This is a genomic window from Pseudomonas sp. GW822-FHT04C11, from assembly GCF_058800905.1.
The window spans coordinates 24930-42358 of sequence record NZ_JBXAMS010000024.1 but is presented as its reverse complement, the minus strand read 5'-3'; the positions used below and the strand labels follow the sequence as shown (position 1 = coordinate 42358).

The window sequence follows — 17429 nt, the reverse complement described above, 5'->3', positions numbered from 1 at the left end:
TGACTGACCCGCCACCCCATACAGTTATCCGCTCAAACACAAATCGCATGGGTAAACACCAACCGATTCCCGAACGGATCGCTGACGGTCATGTCCTGGCTCCCCCAGGGCATGGCCTGAATCTGTGGATGAGCAAAGGTGATCAATCCAGCGCTCAGGCCTCCCACGGATTGATCACCTCAACCCCGGGAAACTCAAAGTCCCGAACATTGCGAGTAGCAATCGAGGCACCGTGAGTTCGGCAAATGGCGGCAATCTGCGCATCGGCCATCGACGCCGCTCGGCCGTTGGCTTCGCAGCCCGCCACCAGCGTCGCGTACTCGACAGCGGCATGAGCATCAAAAGGCAATATTCTTCCGGCAAAGTCCTCTTCGAACATCGCCATCGCATGCGCTTCAAGTTTCTGTTTACGCTTACCGAATGGCAGCCGGGCAATGCCATGGAGAATTTCTGCGACGGTAACCGCGCTGATTGCCAGATCCATCGCCGGTTGTGCGTCAACCCAGGCCAACACGTGTATATCGGGCTCAGCCCGCATGAACTCTGAAAGAACATTGGTATCGAGCACTATCATTCGGAGAAATCCACCGCTGTCGCTTTCTCCTGGCGCGAAGGCAAATCGAGTTCAACCCCACCGTTTGCGCTAAACCGGCTGCGGATCCGACTACCAAGCCCTCCTGCCCGATCAACAGTGGCCAATGCTCTTCCCAGAATCAAACGGGCTTCTTCTTCCATCGAATGCCCATTGTGGGCAGCGGCTATTCGCAGTTGTTCTTTAATCTGGTCGTCAAGGTTTCGAATCGTGATGCTGGCCATGATGCCTCCTGCAATCAATGAAATCATTGATTGAGACTAGCACACCCCCCGCTTGTACAACTCAGTAGACCGCCCAGCGGTCTCAAACACAAATCGCATTGGTAAACACCAACCGATTGCCGAACGGATCGCTGATGGTCATGTCCTGGCTCCCCCAGGGCATGGCCTGAATCTGTGGATGAGCGAAGCGGTATTCCTTGGCCAGCAATTGCTGCTGGAACACTTCCAGCTCATCGGTCTCGATGCGCAGCGCCGAACCCGGCGTTGCGTCGCCGTGGTGCTCGGACAGATGCAGCACGCATTCACCTCGCGACACCTGCAGGTAGAGCGGGAAGTTCGCCTCGAAACGGTGCTGCCAGTCGAGCGTGAAACCGAGGAAGTCGACGTAGAACTCCAGCGCCTTGGCTTCATCGAAGATCCGCAGGATCGGGGTGGTTTTACCGAAGCTCATTGCGCTACTCCCAAACTGAAAGGCCCCACTCTAAGTGGGTTGCATGACAGCGCTTCGGCTTGGGGAAGGCATTCTTTAATTGCACAGTGCCACCATTGTGATCAACCCCACAGATCGCTGTTACCTGAAGCCTGAACCGAGAGTTCCTTCGCGCGCCAAAAACCGCCCTTCCCGACGTCCATTCGGCTGACCATCGATATAGCTGCGCACCCCATTGACCCACACACCGTCGATGCCTTCGGCCGAACGTTGCGGGTCGTTGAAATCCGCCACATCACGCACGCGCAACGGGTCGAACAGCACCAGATCCGCCCAATGCCCTTCGCGGATTTCACCGCGCTGTTTCAGGCCGAAACGCGCCGCCGAGAGCCCGGTCATTTTGTGCACCGCCGTGTGCAGCGGGAACAATCCGAGATCCCGACTGAAGTGCCCCAGTACCCGTGGAAATGCGCCCCACAACCGTGGATGCGGGAACGGGTCTTCCGGCAAACCGTCGGAACCGATCATCGATAACGGGTGGGCCAGAATGCGCCGCACATCCGCCTCATCCATGCCGTAATAGACTGCCCCGGCCGGTTGCAGGCGACGGGCCGCATCCAGCAACGGCACGCCCCACTCGGCGGCGATGTCCATCAGGTCGCGGCCGCCCACGTCAGGGTGTGGTGTCGACCAGGTGATGGTGATGCGAAACGCGTCCGTCACCTGTTTGAGATCCAGGGTCGAGGAGCTCGCCGCATACGGATAACAATCGCAGCCCACCGGATGGGTTTTCGCGGCGTGCTCAAGGGACGCCAACAGTTGCGGGCTGCGCCCCCAGTTGCCGGCGCCAGCGCATTTGAGATGGGAAATGATCAGCGGACTTTTCGCGTGGCGAGCAATCTGGAATGCCTCGTCCATGGCCTCCAGCACCGGTTCGAATTCGCTGCGCAAATGGGTGGTGTAGACCGCACCGAAAGCCGTCAGCTCTTCAGTCAGTTGCATGACTTCGTCGGTAGATGCCGAGAAGGCGCTGGCGTAGGCCAACCCTGTGGACAAACCCAACGCACCCGCCTCCAGGCTCTCGCGCAGTTGCTCGCGCATCGCCGCAATTTCGCTCGGCGTCGCGGTGCGAAACAGGTCATCGAGGTGGTTGCTGCGCAGTGCCGTGTGGCCGACCAATGCGGCCACGTTCAACGTCGGGTTGGCCGCTTCGACTGCCGCCCGGTAATCACTGAAACCCGGATAAACAAAGGCTGCGGACGTACCGAGCAGATTCATCGGGTCCGGCGGATCGCCGCGCAAGCTGACCGGCGAGGCGCTGATCCCACAGTTGCCGACGATCACCGTAGTCACGCCCTGGCTGAGTTTGGGCAGCATCTGCGGCTGGCGGATCACCACTGTGTCGTCGTGGGTATGTACGTCAATGAAGCCTGGCGCGAGCACCCGTCCGGCCGCGTCGATTTCCTCATCGGCGCTGGCCTCCTGCAAATTACCGATGCACGCGATCCGTCCGTTCACAATCGCCACGTCGGCGAGATAACCCGGCGTGTTGCTGCCGTCGATGATCAGGGCGTTGCGGATCAGCGTGTGGTACTGCATGTCAGTCTCCCAGCGGCAGATGATCATCGCCGCCACGGTAGTCGTCGAGGGCGAGCTTGATCCGCCGCAGACGTTCTTGATTGTCTTCAGGATTTGCCAGTGCCAGCTCGGTGGCAAGCACGTCGATGGCCAGCAGCATGCCGTAGCGCGCCGCCGTCGGTTTGTAGATGAACGAGGTTTCGGCGCTTTGCAGCGGCAGCAGCACATCGGCCAATTGTGCCAACGGCGAGTCGGCCAGGGTGATCGCCAGAATGCGTGTGCCGTAGCTGCTCGCCAACTCGACAGCCTCCAGCAGTTCCGGGGTGATGCCGGTCAGCGAACAGGCAATCAGCGCATGCTCCGCGCCCAGTGAAGCGGCGGTCACGCGCATCATCACCGGGTCATGACAGGCGGCAATCGGGTAGCCTAGGCGCACCAGCCGCACTTGCAGCTCATCGCTACAGAGTGTCGAGCAACCGCCCATGCCGAATGCGTGAATCATCCGCGCCTTGCCCAGCAATTTCACTGCGTCGGCGAAACGCGACTCATCGAACGCCGACAAATGTTGACGCAGTGTCGACTCGATATCGCCGACGATCTGCCGATAAAACGCCGACTGTTCCGGCGTCCCTGCCGGGTCGAGAAAACGACTGCCGACCCCGCTGGCCTGAGCCAGTTGCAGGCGCAGATCGCGCAGGTCTCGGCAACCGACGCTGCGGGCAAAACGCGAGAGTGTCGCGCTGCTGACCTCGGCTCGCAGTGCCAGTTCGTCGAGGCTCGCTGACGCAGCGAAGCCCACGTCGTCGAGCATCAACCGGGCAATCCGCCCTTCACCGGCGCTGAAGGAATCCTGACGCGCACGAATCTGATAGAGGATGTCCATTTACCGCACCTGCTGTTCAAAGCACATAGGAAAGACCAAGGGTCAGGCCGAACGCGATCACCGAAATCAAGGTCTCGAGCACCGTCCAGGTCTTGAAGGTCTGGGTCACGGTCATATTGAAGTACTCCTTGATCAACCAGAAGCCGCCGTCGTTGACGTGAGAAAAGATAACCGAGCCCGCACCTGTCGCCAGCACCAGCAGCTCCGGATGGGGATAGCCCAGACCAATGGCCACCGGCGCCACAACGCCTGATGCGGTAGTCATGGCCACGGTCGCAGAACCGGTAGCGATGCGCATCAAGGCCGCGAACAGCCAGCCCATCAACAACGGCGACAAGTGAAACTCATGGGCCAGGCCGACGATCTGGTCAGTCACCCCGGCGTCCACCAGAATCCGGTTCAAGCCACCACCGGCGCCCACCAGCAAGGTGATGCTGGCGGTGGGCGCCAGGCATTCGTTGGTGAATTTGAGGATCGATTCGCGGTTGAAACCCTGGGCCAGACCGAGGGTCCAGAAGCTCAGCAATGTCGCCAGCAACAGGGCGATCACCGAGTTACCGATGAACAACAGGAATTGGTTGAAACCGCTGCCCGGCGTGGAGATCAGATTGGCCCAACCGCCAATCAGCATCAGCACCACCGGCAGCAGAATCGTCGCCATGGTGATGCCGAAACCCGGCAAGCGGTCCCGTGGTTCGCGCTCGATGAACTGTCGTTCCAACGGGTTTTCCGCAGGCAACCGGATGCGCGGCACGATGAATTTGGCGTACAGAGGACCGGCAATGATCGCCGTCGGGATGCCGATCAGAATCGCGTAGAGCAACGTCTGGCCCACCGAGGCCTGATAGGCCTGCACCGCGAGCATCGCTGCCGGATGCGGCGGCACCAGCGCATGCACCACCGAGAGCCCGGCAACCATCGGCAAACCGACCATCAGAATCGACACGCCTACCTGCCGCGCCACGGTAAAGGCAATCGGCACCAGCAACACAAAGCCGACTTCGAAGAACAGCGGCAAGCCCACCAGAAAGGCGATGCAAACCATCGCCCAATGCGCGTTTTTCTCGCCGAAACGCTCGATCAGCGTACGCGCCATCTGCTCGGCACCACCGGACTCGGCCATCATCTTGCCAAGCATCGTGCCCAGCGCCACCACCAGCGCAATGTGCCCCAGGGTTTTGCCGACGCCCGCTTCATACGCACCCACCACTCCCGACGGCGGCATCCCGGCGAGCAGCGCCAGACCAATGGAAACCAGGGTAATGACAATGAACGGATTGAGTCGGTAACGGGCGATCAGAACGATCAGCGCAATGATGGCGATAGCGGCATAAACCAGCAGCCAATAGCCGAAGGACGGTGCCATGCGGTACTCCTCGAAAAGGGTCACGTCGATGTGTTGTGAAACCCATAAATCATTTCGAGGAGCAGCTTTCAAACCCGATGAAAGTAATTTTCGTGAAGAGACAAGAAATGTCGCTCACAGATATGCCATGTCGTGATTAATGAAAATGCGCGGTGAGTATTTTCATGGGGCAGAACGAGAACACCGACGGCTGCTGGTGATGGCAAGAATCAGCCTTCAAACACCTCGTTCGCGTAACCGGCCAGCTTGCTCTGGATAAAGTCCAGGAAGCATTGAATCCGCAAGGCCAGTTGCGAGTTGCGGTAGTACACCGCATTGATCGGCTGGCGATAGCCACTGTTGGCCTGCGCCAGCAGCAATTTCAGCCGTCCGGCCTTGATGTCATTGATGGTCATGAAATGCGACAGGCACACAATGCCCTGCCCCTCCAGCGCCAGCTGACGCAGTGTTTCACCGCTGGAGGCGCTGAGGCTCGGCTGAATCTGCCAGCGGTCGCCGTGCACATGACGCAGCGGCCAGTGATTGAGGCTTTCGGTCTGGGTGAAGCCCAGCAACGAGTGGCCGGCCAGTTCGGCAACCGTGGTCGGTGTGCCGTGTTTTTCCAGATACGCAGGGCTGGCGAGGATGTGCAGCGGGCTGCCCCCCAGCGAACGCGCATGCAGGGTCGAATCCGCCAACGCTCCGATGCGGATCGCAATGTCGGTGCTTTGCTCCAGCAGGTCGATGATCAGGTCGTTGCTGTTGAGTTCCAGCTGGATGTCCGGGTACAGACGGCGAAACTCATCGATGTAGGGCACGATGGCATGCAGCATGAACGGCGACGCCGCGTTGATCCGCAGCCGTCCGGAAGGTGTCTTTTGGCGCGAGGACAGACGCTCTTCGAGCTCGTCCATCTGGTCGAGAATCAGCTTGGCCTGTTCGAAGAAGTACTTGCCCTCCTCGGTCAGGTCCATGCGCCGCGTGGTGCGGTTGATCAACGTGGTGTCGAGCTTGGCCTCCAGACGCGACAGCGTGCGACTGACCGCCGAAGGCGTTTGCCCGACCTGTTCGGCCGCCGCAGAAATCGAACCGCACTCGATCACGCAGACGAAAATCTGCAACTCATCGGATCTGGCTTTCACGTATGTCCTTCCTATCGAATGCGCTTTCATTGTGGCGAGGGAGCTTGCTCCCGCTGGGGCGCAACGCGGCCCCAAAACCATTCAGCGCGTTTCTTCAGCCAAACGCCTGCCAACAGTTTACGACTGCGGCGCCCGAACACGGACCGGCCGACGGGAGCAAGCCCCCTCGCCACAAGTAAAAACGTGCCACTGCTCAGGTGTTCGATAGTAGCCGGATGCGAGACATAACGCAGGTTACGCCGGCAAGTTGAATACTTGCTTGAGGTGCTGTTCGTAGCGCGCGACGTCGGCTTCAATGTTCGGCCGCTTCATCACGTCGACACACAGGAAGGTCGGCAGGCCACTCATGCCGAGGAAGGTGTTGGCCTTGTGGAACGGGAAGTACACCGCATCCACGCCCTTGGCTTCGAAGAAGTCGGTCGGATCGTCGAACGCTTGCTGCGGTGCGTTCCAGGTCAGCGACAGCATGTACTGCTTGCCCTGCACCAGGCCGCCACTGCCGTATTTCTGCGAAGCATCGGAGCGGGTCCGGCCGTCGCTGGCGTAGAGGCTGCCGTGGCCTTCGGTGAAGACTTCGTCGATGTACTTTTTCACGATCCATGGCGCGCCCATCCACCAGCCCGGCATCTGGTAAATGATCACATCGGCCCAGAGGAACTTGGCGACTTCTTCAGCGACGTCGTAGCCCTCGTCGATGTGGGTGACTTTCACGTCGACACCACCGCGATCCAGCACGCTCAAGGCGGCTTCGTGCAGGGTGGCGTTGTAGCGACCATCGGAGTGGGCGAATTTCTTGCCACCGTTGAGCAATAGAACTTTTTTCATGGGAAGCCTCATCAGGGTCCGATGCGCCGCGCTGTGGATAAGTCGCGGGATCGAAAAGTTTTAAATTTGATGGCGGCAGAGTATCGATGACCCTTCCCATGAATAAGCCCGAAGCCGGCAAAATACATTTGACCGAAACGCACGAATCACCAGCTGATTGTTGCCATAGAATTTTCTCAACCCTGACTTGAGGAGTTCTGCATGAGCGAGCAACACGGTTTCATCCTGCACGCCAAAACCCGCCCGGAAAAAGCCGACGCCTTCGAAGCCCTGTTCCGCGCTTACGTCGAACCCAGTCGCGCCGAACCTGGCTGCATCGAGTACCACATGCTGCGCGACCAGCAAGACCCGACGCTGTTTATCTTCTACGAGATCTGGCAGTCCCGGGCCCATCTGGACGTGCACTCGAACCTGCCGCACATGCAGCAGTTTTTCGAGAACCGCATGGATTACCTGGAACGCGATTTCGATATCCGCCGCATCGACATGCTCAGTCCATCATCGGCTAGCCGCTGATCAGCAGATGGCCGCCGAGTATTCCAAGGCCGACGAAGAACACCCGCTTGAACAACACGGCGCTGATCCGCTCTCGCAACCATTGCCCCAGCAGCATGCCGAGCAGCGCCGGGATCAGGGCGAGCAGTGAAGCACTCAATTCGCCGTCGCCGAGCGCCCCGCGCCACATCAAGCCGGCAGCGAGTGCCAGGGTCGACACGGTGAACGACAGGCCCAGCGCCTGCACCAGTTGATCCTTGTTCAACCCCAGCGCTTGCAGATACGGCACCGTCGGAATCACAAAAACCCCGGTGGCCGAGGTGATGATGCCAGTCAGCGCACCACTGAGCGGGCCGAGCCAGCCTTCGGTTTTACTACTGACCCGCAAGGTGGGCAGAAACAATCCGCTCAAGGCATAGAGCAATAGCGCCGCCCCAAGTCCTCGCACCACCCACTCCCCGCTTCCAATCCCCACCCACAACGTACCCGCACCGGTACCGACAAATATCGCCAGCAGCATGGGCCACAGCCGTTTGATCAACGGACGCAAATGCCCACCGAACGCCAGTTGCCAGACGTTGGTCAGCGTCGCCGGAATGATCAGCAATGCCGCAGCCTGTGCCGGCGCCATAGCCAGACCAAGCAAGCCCATGGCAACGGTCGGCAGCCCAAGGCCGATCACGCCTTTGATCATCCCGGCCATCAAAAAGGTGATGATCACCAATAAAGACAAGGCCAAACCGAGGTTTTGATAGAACGCGAGAGGAGTATTCATAGCGTTATCCTGGGCCTTTCGAAGGGCCCTGAAAATCTGCCATATACTGAGCCTGCCTCTTGTTTTAACAGAGCCTTGGAAACGCCCATGCACTTCGACCTGATCGACCTCAAGCTCTACCTGAAGATCCTCGACGCCGGCAACATCACCGCTGGCGCAACCAGCAGCCACCTGTCACTGGCGGCGGCAAGTGCGCGAATCCGTGCGATGGAAGCTTCGCTGGGTACAGCATTTTTCGAGCGTGGGCGTCGCGGCATCAGCCCTACCCCGGCCGGCAAGGCACTGGCGCAACATGCCCGGGTATTGCTGCGACAGGCCGAACGCATGCAACAGGATCTGGCGGAATACGCCAAAGGCGCCAAAGGTCAGGTGCGGTTGTTGTGCAACACCACGGCAATCACTGAATACCTGCCCGAGTTGCTGGCGGATTTTCTGTGCGAACACCCCAACCTCGACATCGACCTGCAAGAACTGCCGAGCCTGCGCATCACCCATGCCTTGCGTCAGGGCGCGGCGGACCTTGGTATCGTTTCCGATGCGGTGGACACCCATGACCTCGACACCCGAGCATTCCGCGATGATCCGTTGGTGCTGATCATGCCGAGCGATCATCCATTGGCTGAAGGGGAAGCACCGAACTTCAGCCAGACCTTGTCTCACGATTACGTCGGGCTCAGTGCCAACAGCGCGTTGGCGATCTATCTGGAAGAACAGGCGCTGCATGCCGGACTGCGCATGCAGATCCGCATTCGCGCCGAGGGTTTCGATGGGGTTATTCGCATGGTCGCCCATGGCGCGGGATTGGCGATTGTGCCACTGGCAGCGGTCGAGCGCTGGGCCCGTGGGCAAGCATTCAAACATCTCGCGCTGAACGAGCCATGGGCCCAGCGAAAACTACTGCTGTGCGCACGCTCGTTCGACGCCCTGCCCCGTTACGCCAAAGCCCTGCTTGAGGCGTTATCCGAAACCGCTGACACAAACTTGTAGGAGCAAGGCTTGCCCGCGATGGCGATTTTGCGGTCGCCATCGCGGGCAAGCCTTGCTCCTACGGGGCCGGGGCGTTGTCCAGTGTGCCGGCCAATGCCCTGGTTTTTCTGAAGAACACCCCGTAGACCAACGACAGGATCAGCAGGAACGGCACACCAAACACCAAGGTCATTTTGAACGCCTCGGTGAAGTAGGTGGTGATCATCACCGCGCCCATCAGCACCAGCCCCAACAGCGTGGTGTAAGGGAACAGGCGCATGCGGAACGACAGCTTCCGCTCGCCGTGACGCTGGTGATAGCGACGGAAACAGTAGTGCGTGAGGAAGATCATGAACCAGGTGAAGATCGCGCCGAACATGGAAATCGCCATCATCAAGGTGAAGGAGCTTTCCGGGTACATCACGTTCAACAGCGTCGCCAGCGCAATGCCCGAGCTCGACAGCAACAAGGCATTGAGCGGGATGCCGCTCTTGCTCAACGCGCCCATCGCCTTGGGGGCGTAACCGCCACGGGACAGGCTGAACATCATCCGCGTGGTGATGTAGAGCTGACTGTTCATCGCCGACAACGCGGCAATCAGAATCACGAAATTCATCACCCCGGTGGCGCCGGGAATGCCGATGGTTTGCATGACCGTGACGAACGGGCTCTGCGCATGACCCGCCTGAACCCACGGCACAATCGCCAGCATCAGGGCCAGGGTCAGCAGGTAAAACACCACCAGCCGCACGATGGTCGCGCGAAAGGCTTTCTTCACCGCCCGCTCTGGATCCTCGGCTTCACCGGCTGCCACCGCGATCATTTCCACGCTCAGGTAGCTGAAGATCGACACGATCACCGCCACCCACATCCCTTGCAATCCATTGGGGAAAAATCCGCCGTGGCTGGTGTAGTGATGCACGCCGTACTCCGGGTTGCCCGAGCCGAACACCACATACACCGCGAGAATGATGAAACCGACAATCGCGCCGATCTTGATGGTCGAGAACCAATACTCAAAGGTGCCGAAGGTCTTCACGCTGATGGCGTTGAGCACGATCAGAATGCTCGAGAACGAGACGATCCAGATCCACTCAGGCACGTTGGCGAACCAGTACTTCATGTACATCGCCACCGCCGTCACCTCGGTGCCGACCGCCAACACAATCGCCGCCCAATAGGCGTAGCGCACCAGAAACCCGGCCAGCGGGCTGATATAGAACTCGGCATACGCGCCGAACGAACCCGAGGTCGAATGGGCCACGGTCATTTCCGCCAGACAGCCCATCAACAGCAGCGTGATGACCGCGCCAATCGCATAGCTGAGCAGCACGCTCGGCCCGGCATAGCCGATGGCATAGGCGCTGCCCATGAACAGGCCGGTGCCTATCGCACCGCCGATGGCGATCATGCTCATCTGCCCCGAGGTGAGCTGGCGCCTGAGGCCGTGCTCACGGTTGGAGATGGTTTCAAAACCGAGGGTGTCGGTCATTTCTCTGTCCTCTGAATATTGTGTTTTTTTAGAGAGCACATCGTTTGGATAAACCGGGTCACACGGTCGAACTAAACCCTGTGGCGAGGGAGCTTGCTCCCGCTGGGCTGCGTAGCGGCCCAAAAATCTTCGCAGTGAGTATCGATTTTGTGAGTGCTGCGCACTCAAGCGGGAGCAAGCTCCCTCGCCACGGACAGTGCTGGGATCAGGTGACGCTGTGGCGTACCTGGAACTGCGCTTGCGACCAGGTTTGCTGATCGAGAATCTCGCCAAGGATCTGCACCGCATCAAAGACTTCGGTGAAGCTGGTATACAGCGGCGTGAAACCGAAGCGCATGATCCGCGGCTCGCGGTAATCACCGATCACGCCTTGGGTGATCAAGGCCTGAATCACCGCGTAGCCTTGCGGGTGTTCGAAGCTGACATGGCTGCCACGCCTGGCGTGTTCGCGCGGGGTAATCAGTTTCAAATCGTGAGCGGCGCAGCGCTGCTCCACCAGCTGGATAAACAGGTCAGTCAGCGCCAGGGATTTGCGGCGCAGGCTGGGCATGTCGGTCTGGGCGAAAATCTCCAGGCCGCACTCGACCATGGCCAATGAGGTGATCGGTTGAGTGCCGCACAAGTAGCGAGCGATACCGCTGCTCGGCTCGTAGCCTGAGGCCATGTCGAACTGTCGGGAGTGACCGAACCAGCCGGACAACGGCTGCGTGACCAGATCGCACAGCTGCGGCGCAACCCAGACAAACGCTTGCGAGCCGGGGCCGCCATTGAGGTACTTGTAGGTGCAACCGATGGCGTAGTCCGCGCCCGCCTGACGCAAATCGACCGGAACCGCACCGGCGGAATGCGCCAGGTCCCAGATCGCCAGCGCGCCGCATTCGTGGATCAACGCCGTCACGGCCTGCATGTCGTGCATGTAGCCGGTTTTGTAGTTGACGTGGGTGAGCATCACCACCGCGGTGTCCTGGTCAATCGCCTGCGCGAGTTCTTCCGGGCTGTCGACCAGACGCAAGCTATAGCCCTGCTGGAGCAAATCCATCAGCCCTTCGGCGATGTACAAATCGGTCGGAAAGTTGCTCGACTCACTGACGATCACCCGCCGCGTCGGTGCCCGCATCGCCTGCACACGCAAGGCCGCGCCGAGGACCTTGAACAGGTTGATCGAGGTGGTGTCGGTGACCACCACTTCGCCCTCACCGGCACCAATCAGCCCCGCCAACCGATTGCCCAGACGTTCCGGCAGGTCGCGCCAACCCGCGCTGTTCCAGCTGCGGATCAAGCCATTGCCCCACTCCTCGGCGATGACCGCCTGAGCACGCTCAAGCGCCGCAACCGGACGCGCGCCAAGGGAGTTTCCGTCGAGGTAAATCACGCCTTCAGGAAGCGCAAACTGGTGACGCAAATGAGCCAAAGGGTCTTGCGCATCAAGCGCCAGGCAATCGTTTCTTGTGATCATTATCGGTCCTGTTCTCTAGATGACATGCCGCGGTGTTTTGGACATTTTTGCGCCGGCACAATGAGCAAATAATGAACGAAGCCTTGGAGAATTTTCGTGCAAAGTGGATGGTCATATAGTAGTTGTCTCGAAGATAATTCGAATCCAACTCCAAAAATCGCGGATTTATTCAAACCATGACCCTCGACTCGACAGACCTGCGAATCCTGCATTACTTGCAGCAGGACGGGCGTATCAGCAATCAGGAATTGGCGGAGAAAGTTGCGCTGTCGCCGTCGGCTTGCCTGCGGCGTTTACGGTTGCTGGAAAGCGAGGGAATCATCACCGGCTATCGCGCGGTGCTGAACGCCGAACGGCTGGGCATCGAGCTGGAAGCTATCGTCCATGTGTCATTGCGACAGGACGTCGAAGACTGGCACGAGACCTTTATCAAGAAGGTGCAAGAATGGCCGGAAGTCGCCACCGCGTACGTGATTACCGGCGCCAGCAACTATGTGCTGCGGGTTCAGGCGCGCAACCTGAAACACTTCTCGGATTTCATCGTCAACAAGCTCAATCGCACCGCGGGTGTCACCGATATTCGCTCGGAAATCGTCCTGCAGAAAATCAAGGAACGCGACGATCTGCTGGATCTGGTCGCCCGCAAATAAGCCTTATTGACTGCCTCTGCGTCAAAGCCCGCGCATGCGCCGGGCCTCGTTGCGCTGCAAGGTGGCGCTCGGGGCTTCGTCGAACAACTTGCGGTACTCGGCGGAAAAACGCCCCATGTGGGTGAACCCCCAGCCCATGGCAATCTCCGAGATATTGCGCGCCAGCCCCTGTTCAAGAATGTCCTGGCGCACCGCATTCAAGCGGTATTTTTTCAGATAAGCCATCGGCGACAGGGCGAAGTACTTCCTGAATGCCTCGAACAACTTGAACCGCGAAACCCCGGCCGCCGCTTCGATGTCTTCCAGGTGCACGGCTTCGCGAGCGTTGTCGTGAATGTACTGTTTGGCCCTGATCAGGTAATGCGGCAACTTCACACCCAACACGTCCCGCAGCTCATCGGAGTAATTGTTCGGCTGGGCGAGGATCAGGCCTTTGATCAACGAGCTTTCGATGTCCCGCGTGAAGACGACCTGCTCAAACAGTGCTCTGCTGCGCTCGAGTTCGCCGATGAAATACCGCGCCATGCGCCACCACGAGGCCGACGCACCGTCCACCGCATCCATCACTGATTCAAAGCGCAGCGGCGCATCCAGCGGGCGCTGCAACATCCCTTCAAGGGATTCGCTCATGGCCGCCCGAGTGATCACCACCTGGACCTTGCGGCAGTCACCGGAGATCGCCAGCATCTGGTTTTCATTCGGGGAGATGATCACGCCCTGATCGCGATTGGATTTGAGCAGCGTGCCGTTCTTGCTCAGCTCCTGCTCACCGACCAAAGGCAGGCTGAGGCTGTAGCTGCTGAAATGCTCGGCGTCTTCGATATCGACGGTCACGTCAGTGCCGTATTCGATAGTGCCCAGGGTCGTGGCCATCGACTTGAACACATTGGCCGTGTGATGAAAACGGATCCGTTCGGGCGTCGCGGTTTCGAGACGGTGCGGCCCGCAGATCCCTGACATCCAGGTCCGCGCGCCCTCAAGGTCATAGTGATCGATACGAATATCGCGAAACTGCGGATCGGCTTTGCTACTCATCACGGCGCACCCACGGCAATATTTTTCTCGCGCGCTCTGACGGCGCACCTCTGACTTGAGCCGAGCAAGTTCCAGACCACTGAACGCCTGCGCCAACCCAGCGGATAGCAATCATCGACTAAGTGGATAACGCGGCAGTTCCGGAGCCGGGGCTCACCCTCGAACAACGCTCAAGGCTGCCCAAGACAGTACCTCAATGCTGCAAACAGGGGCGGCCGTTCATCGAATGGTGCAGGGTCTTGAGTATTAGCTGCCCACCTTGATACACGCGGGTGTTACCCGCAAAGATCGCAGTGAGAGGCACTTGCTCCCGCCGACCGGTCCGCGCTCGGGCGCAGCAGTCGTAAAACCTTCGGATGCGTCCTATCTGAAAAATTGCAATTGCCGACTTTAGGGCTGCTTCGCAACCCAGCGGGAGCAAGCTCCCTCGCCACAGGGGCAGTGCAGCCAGCGGCCGCCGAACTTTGTGGACTGCCTTCGTCGACAAACCGGATAGACCCCTGCCCGTCCCACTCTCTCTAATGGGCGCACCGATTGACCCGAATAAAAAAGGTGCACACCCATGAGTGGCGAAAAAAACGTCGAGCAGTGGAAAGCGTTCATTGAAGGCTGCCTGGACTTCCGTCCGGCAGAAGGCGTATTCCGCATCGCTCGGGATATCTTTACCGAGCCGCAACTGTTCGATCTGGAGATGGAGCTGATCTTCGAGAAGAACTGGATCTACGCCTGTCACGAAAGCGAGCTGGCTAATAACCACGACTTCATCACCCTGCGCGCCGGTCGCCAGCCGATGATCATCACCCGTGACGGTGACGGCCAACTCAACGCGCTGATCAACGCTTGCCAGCATCGCGGCACCACATTGACCCGCGTCGGCAAAGGCAACCAATCGACGTTTACCTGCCCGTTCCACGCCTGGTGCTACAAAAGCGACGGACGCCTGGTCAAGGTCAAGGCCCCCGGCGAATACCCGGAAGGTTTCGACAAAGCCACACGCGGTCTGAAAAAAGCCCGCATCCAGAGCTACAAGGGCTTCGTCTTCATCAGCCTGGACGTTCACGGCGATAACAGCCTCGAAGACTTCCTCGGCGATGCCAAAGTGTTCTTCGACATGATGGTCGCCCAATCGCCCACTGGTGAACTGGAAGTACTGCCCGGCAAGTCGGCCTACACCTACGACGGCAACTGGAAACTGCAAAACGAAAACGGCCTGGACGGCTATCACGTCAGCACGGTCCACTATAACTATGTGGCCACGGTGCAACACCGCCAGCAGGTCGACAACGAGAACGGCACCCGCGCCAGCGGCACGCTCGACTACAGCAAGCTGGGGGCTGGCGACGCCAATACCGATGACGGCTGGTTCGCCTTCAATAACGGTCACAGCGTGCTGTTCAGCGACATGCCCAACCCGACGGTGCGTTCCGGCTACGCGACGATCATGCCGCGCCTGATCGAGGAACACGGTCAGGAAAAAGCCGAATGGATGATGCATCGGCTGCGCAACCTGAACATCTACCCCAGCCTGTTTTTCCTCGATCAAATCAGCTCGCAGCTACGGATCATCCGTCCGGTGGCCTGGAACAAGACCGAGATCATCAGCCAGTGCCTGGGTGTGAAAAACGAGTCGGACGCGGATCGGGAAAACCGGATTCGCCAGTTCGAAGATTTCTTCAACGTGTCTGGACTCGGCACCCCGGATGACCTGGTGGAGTTTCGCGAAGCCCAGCGTGGTTTCCAGGCACGACTGGAACGCTGGAGCGATATCTCGCGCGGCAGCCACCAGTGGGCAACCGGCGCCACGCCCAACAGCGAGGCGATCGGCATTGCACCGGCCATGACCGGCACCGAATTCACCCACGAAGGGCTTTACGTCAACCAGCACAGCAACTGGCAGAAGTTCTTGCTCGACGGCCTGGACGCGAAATCCCTGAAGCTACGTGAGGTGTGAATATGAATCCGCAATTGCAGTATCAGATCGAGCAGTTTTTCTACCGTAAATCCGAACTCTGCGACGCCAAGGACTGGGACCCCTACATCCAGCTCTTCGACGAGCAGAGTGAGTTTCACCTGCCGCAATGGGACTCCGAACACGTCTACACCCGTGACCCCAAGCGCGAAATGTCGTTGATCTACTACGCCAATCGCTCGGGCCTGGAAGACCGTGTATTCCGCCTGCGCACCGGCAAGGCTGCCTCGGCCACGCCGATGCCGCGCACCCTGCACCTGATCAACAACGTGCGGATCAGCGAACTCGAAGCCGGTGAGCTGGAGGTGCGGCTGAACTGGCACACCTTGTTTTATCGCCTGGCCACCTCCGAGCAGTTCTACGGGAACGCGACCTATCGCCTCAAGCCTCACGCAGACAGCTGGCTGATTACCCGCAAACACGTGTTGCTGCTCAACGACACCATCAACTCGGTGCTCGATTTCTACCACCTCTGAAGCTATGGAGACCGGGGCATGAACCACAAGGTCGCGTTCAGTTTTGCCGACGGCAAAACACTGTTTTTTCCCGTGCAGGCCAACGAAATATTGCTCGATGCCGCCCTGCGCAACGGCATCAATATTCCGCTGGATTGCCGCGAGGGTGTCTGCGGAACCTGTCAGGGCCGCTGCGAATCCGGCGACTACAGCCAGGATTATGTGGATGAGGAAGCCCTCTCCAGCCTCGACCTGCAACAACGCAAAATGCTGACTTGTCAGACCCGAGTGAAGTCCGACGCCGCGTTTTATTTCGACTTTGCTTCCAGCCTGTGCAATGCCGCGGGGCCTGAACAACTCAGCGGTACGGTCACGCATGTGCGTCAGGTCTCGGCCAGCACCGCGATCCTCCATCTGGATTTGGGCGCGGCCACCCAGCCACTGGATTTCCTGCCGGGGCAATATGCGCGCCTGTTGATTCCAGGGACCATGAGCAAGCGCTCCTACTCCTTCGCCAACCGCCCAAGTAGCAGCAATCAGCTGCAATTTCTGATTCGCCTGTTACCCGACGGGGTGATGAGCAATTACATTCGTGAGCGCTGCCAGGTCGGCGATGAAATCGCTCTGGAGGCACCGTTGGGCGCGTTTTATCTTCGCCACATCGCCCGGCCGCTGATTCTGGTGGCCGGCGGCACCGGACTGTCCGCGCTGCTGGGGATGCTCGACGAAATCGTCGCGCGCGGTTGCGAGCAGCCTGTGCATTTGTACTACGGTGTACGGGACGCGGCCGATCTGTGCGAAGGCGAACGGATCAGCGCCTATGCTCACCGCATTCCAGGATTTCGCTACACGCCGGTGGTCAGCGACCCGTCACCGGGCTGGGAGGGAAAACGCGGCTACATTGCCGAGCATTTCGAGGCCAGCGAACTGCGCGATGCCGCAGTCGACATTTACGTCTGCGGGCCACCGCCGATGGTTGAGTCGATCAAGAGCTGGTTGCAGGACCAAACCCTCGACAACGTGCAGCTGTATTACGAAAAGTTCACTGAAAGTAACGTCTGAGGCTCACAAACGCGTGCCAATTGAATAAGCTGTCGACCTGCAACAAAGCCTGACC

The 17429-nt window shown here is 59.3% G+C and carries 18 protein-coding genes and 1 pseudogene; 6 read left to right on the top strand and 13 right to left on the bottom strand.

The annotated features are described in order from the left end of the window. Nucleotides 1-32: 32 nt before the first annotated feature. The 9 genes and pseudogenes from AC1RJ3_RS28095 to mdaB all read right to left on the bottom strand — a co-directional run. Nucleotides 33-137: pseudogene (locus tag AC1RJ3_RS28095) on the bottom strand (VOC family protein); the annotation flags it as partial. Nucleotides 138-154: 17 nt separating this feature from the next. After that, complete coding sequence (locus AC1RJ3_RS28090) at nt 155-574, bottom strand: type II toxin-antitoxin system VapC family toxin (protein WP_054594107.1); 420 nt, start codon at nt 572-574, stop codon at nt 155-157. Then, on the bottom strand, nt 571-816 hold the full coding sequence (locus AC1RJ3_RS28085; protein ID WP_054594108.1) for a FitA-like ribbon-helix-helix domain-containing protein: 246 nt from the start codon (nt 814-816) through the stop codon (nt 571-573). Before AC1RJ3_RS28085 ends, AC1RJ3_RS28090 begins: the two co-directional genes overlap by 4 nt. A gap of 82 nt (nt 817-898) precedes the next feature. Continuing rightward, nucleotides 899-1267 carry a glyoxalase superfamily protein gene (locus tag AC1RJ3_RS28080; RefSeq protein WP_054594109.1) on the bottom strand — a complete coding sequence of 123 codons (369 nt, stop codon included), beginning with the start codon at nt 1265-1267 and terminating at the stop codon, nt 899-901. Between the two features lie 120 nt (nt 1268-1387). Beyond that, complete coding sequence (locus tag AC1RJ3_RS28075; RefSeq protein ID WP_493081694.1) at nt 1388-2845, bottom strand: D-aminoacylase; 1458 nt, start codon at nt 2843-2845, stop codon at nt 1388-1390. A gap of 1 nt (nt 2846) precedes the next feature. Beyond that, a complete protein-coding gene (locus tag AC1RJ3_RS28070; protein WP_054594111.1) occupies nt 2847-3707 on the bottom strand; it encodes a MurR/RpiR family transcriptional regulator in 861 nt (286 codons plus the stop codon). A 16-nt stretch (nt 3708-3723) separates the two neighbouring features. Then, complete coding sequence (locus AC1RJ3_RS28065; protein WP_493081692.1) at nt 3724-5073, bottom strand: GntT/GntP/DsdX family permease; 1350 nt, start codon at nt 5071-5073, stop codon at nt 3724-3726. A 209-nt stretch (nt 5074-5282) separates the two neighbouring features. Then, nucleotides 5283-6194, bottom strand: coding sequence for a LysR substrate-binding domain-containing protein (locus AC1RJ3_RS28060; RefSeq protein WP_493081689.1), 912 nt, complete (start codon nt 6192-6194; stop codon nt 5283-5285). Nucleotides 6195-6428: 234 nt separating this feature from the next. Further along, the gene (gene mdaB / locus AC1RJ3_RS28055) at nt 6429-7019 is read right to left on the bottom strand and encodes an NADPH:quinone oxidoreductase MdaB (RefSeq protein ID WP_019691725.1); all 591 of its coding nucleotides are present in this window, start codon (nt 7017-7019) and stop codon (nt 6429-6431) included. A gap of 201 nt (nt 7020-7220) precedes the next feature. Here mdaB and AC1RJ3_RS28050 point away from each other — a divergent pair, with 201 nt between their 5' ends. After that, the gene (locus AC1RJ3_RS28050; protein ID WP_019691724.1) at nt 7221-7535 is read left to right on the top strand and encodes a putative quinol monooxygenase; all 315 of its coding nucleotides are present in this window, start codon (nt 7221-7223) and stop codon (nt 7533-7535) included. Here the strand turns inward: AC1RJ3_RS28050 and AC1RJ3_RS28045 are convergent. Further along, a complete protein-coding gene (locus AC1RJ3_RS28045) occupies nt 7525-8289 on the bottom strand; it encodes a sulfite exporter TauE/SafE family protein (protein WP_347928059.1) in 765 nt (254 codons plus the stop codon). The genes AC1RJ3_RS28050 and AC1RJ3_RS28045 overlap by 11 nt on opposite strands. An 87-nt stretch (nt 8290-8376) precedes the next feature. Between AC1RJ3_RS28045 and AC1RJ3_RS28040 the strand changes: the two genes are divergently transcribed. After that, nucleotides 8377-9276 (top strand): LysR substrate-binding domain-containing protein, encoded by a 900-nt coding sequence (locus AC1RJ3_RS28040; protein ID WP_493081686.1) that lies wholly within the window; start codon nt 8377-8379, stop codon nt 9274-9276. Between the two features lie 58 nt (nt 9277-9334). On the opposite strand, the gene AC1RJ3_RS28035 is transcribed toward AC1RJ3_RS28040, so the two are convergent. Both AC1RJ3_RS28035 and kynU read right to left on the bottom strand, forming a co-directional pair. Next, nucleotides 9335-10747, bottom strand: coding sequence for an amino acid permease (locus tag AC1RJ3_RS28035; protein WP_054594117.1), 1413 nt, complete (start codon nt 10745-10747; stop codon nt 9335-9337). A gap of 205 nt (nt 10748-10952) precedes the next feature. Further along, nucleotides 10953-12203 carry a kynureninase gene (kynU, locus tag AC1RJ3_RS28030; RefSeq protein WP_493081684.1) on the bottom strand — a complete coding sequence of 417 codons (1251 nt, stop codon included), beginning with the start codon at nt 12201-12203 and terminating at the stop codon, nt 10953-10955. 176 nt (nt 12204-12379) lie between these two features. Between kynU and AC1RJ3_RS28025 the strand changes: the two genes are divergently transcribed. Next, on the top strand, nt 12380-12853 hold the full coding sequence (locus tag AC1RJ3_RS28025) for an Lrp/AsnC family transcriptional regulator (protein WP_054594119.1): 474 nt from the start codon (nt 12380-12382) through the stop codon (nt 12851-12853). Nucleotides 12854-12874: 21 nt separating this feature from the next. Here the strand turns inward: AC1RJ3_RS28025 and AC1RJ3_RS28020 are convergent, their stop codons facing one another. Next, nucleotides 12875-13888 (bottom strand): AraC family transcriptional regulator, encoded by a 1014-nt coding sequence (locus AC1RJ3_RS28020; protein WP_493081682.1) that lies wholly within the window; start codon nt 13886-13888, stop codon nt 12875-12877. Nucleotides 13889-14450: 562 nt separating this feature from the next. Here AC1RJ3_RS28020 and antA point away from each other — a divergent pair. From antA to antC, 3 genes are read left to right on the top strand one after another with little or no spacing between them, the layout of a single operon-like run. Next, the gene (antA, locus tag AC1RJ3_RS28015; RefSeq protein WP_427533124.1) at nt 14451-15839 is read left to right on the top strand and encodes an anthranilate 1,2-dioxygenase large subunit; all 1389 of its coding nucleotides are present in this window, start codon (nt 14451-14453) and stop codon (nt 15837-15839) included. A gap of 2 nt (nt 15840-15841) precedes the next feature. Continuing rightward, the gene (gene antB, locus AC1RJ3_RS28010) at nt 15842-16333 is read left to right on the top strand and encodes an anthranilate 1,2-dioxygenase small subunit (protein ID WP_347928064.1); all 492 of its coding nucleotides are present in this window, start codon (nt 15842-15844) and stop codon (nt 16331-16333) included. Between the two features lie 18 nt (nt 16334-16351). Next, complete coding sequence (antC, locus tag AC1RJ3_RS28005) at nt 16352-17374, top strand: anthranilate 1,2-dioxygenase electron transfer component AntC (RefSeq protein ID WP_493081679.1); 1023 nt, start codon at nt 16352-16354, stop codon at nt 17372-17374. Nucleotides 17375-17429 lie beyond the last annotated feature (55 nt).

Bases quoted from the DNA above. Each gene is read 5' to 3' on its own strand.
- AC1RJ3_RS28070 (WP_054594111.1), bottom strand. From the start codon at position 3,707: ATGGACATCCTCTATCAGATTCGTGCGCGTCAGGATTCCTTCAGCGCC.
- AC1RJ3_RS28040 (WP_493081686.1), top strand. From the start codon at position 8,377: ATGCACTTCGACCTGATCGACCTCAAGCTCTACCTGAAGATCCTCGAC.
- AC1RJ3_RS28025 (WP_054594119.1), top strand. From the start codon at position 12,380: ATGACCCTCGACTCGACAGACCTGCGAATCCTGCATTACTTGCAGCAG.
- AC1RJ3_RS28050 (WP_019691724.1), top strand. From the start codon at position 7,221: ATGAGCGAGCAACACGGTTTCATCCTGCACGCCAAAACCCGCCCGGAA.
- AC1RJ3_RS28075 (WP_493081694.1), bottom strand. From the start codon at position 2,845: ATGCAGTACCACACGCTGATCCGCAACGCCCTGATCATCGACGGCAGC.
- AC1RJ3_RS28065 (WP_493081692.1), bottom strand. From the start codon at position 5,073: ATGGCACCGTCCTTCGGCTATTGGCTGCTGGTTTATGCCGCTATCGCC.
- antC (WP_493081679.1), top strand. From the start codon at position 16,352: ATGAACCACAAGGTCGCGTTCAGTTTTGCCGACGGCAAAACACTGTTT.
- kynU (WP_493081684.1), bottom strand. From the start codon at position 12,203: ATGATCACAAGAAACGATTGCCTGGCGCTTGATGCGCAAGACCCTTTG.
- AC1RJ3_RS28090 (WP_054594107.1), bottom strand. From the start codon at position 574: ATGATAGTGCTCGATACCAATGTTCTTTCAGAGTTCATGCGGGCTGAG.
- AC1RJ3_RS28080 (WP_054594109.1), bottom strand. From the start codon at position 1,267: ATGAGCTTCGGTAAAACCACCCCGATCCTGCGGATCTTCGATGAAGCC.
- AC1RJ3_RS28020 (WP_493081682.1), bottom strand. From the start codon at position 13,888: ATGAGTAGCAAAGCCGATCCGCAGTTTCGCGATATTCGTATCGATCAC.
- AC1RJ3_RS28035 (WP_054594117.1), bottom strand. From the start codon at position 10,747: ATGACCGACACCCTCGGTTTTGAAACCATCTCCAACCGTGAGCACGGC.
- antA (WP_427533124.1), top strand. From the start codon at position 14,451: ATGAGTGGCGAAAAAAACGTCGAGCAGTGGAAAGCGTTCATTGAAGGC.
- antB (WP_347928064.1), top strand. From the start codon at position 15,842: ATGAATCCGCAATTGCAGTATCAGATCGAGCAGTTTTTCTACCGTAAA.
- mdaB (WP_019691725.1), bottom strand. From the start codon at position 7,019: ATGAAAAAAGTTCTATTGCTCAACGGTGGCAAGAAATTCGCCCACTCC.
- AC1RJ3_RS28045 (WP_347928059.1), bottom strand. From the start codon at position 8,289: ATGAATACTCCTCTCGCGTTCTATCAAAACCTCGGTTTGGCCTTGTCT.
- AC1RJ3_RS28085 (WP_054594108.1), bottom strand. From the start codon at position 816: ATGGCCAGCATCACGATTCGAAACCTTGACGACCAGATTAAAGAACAA.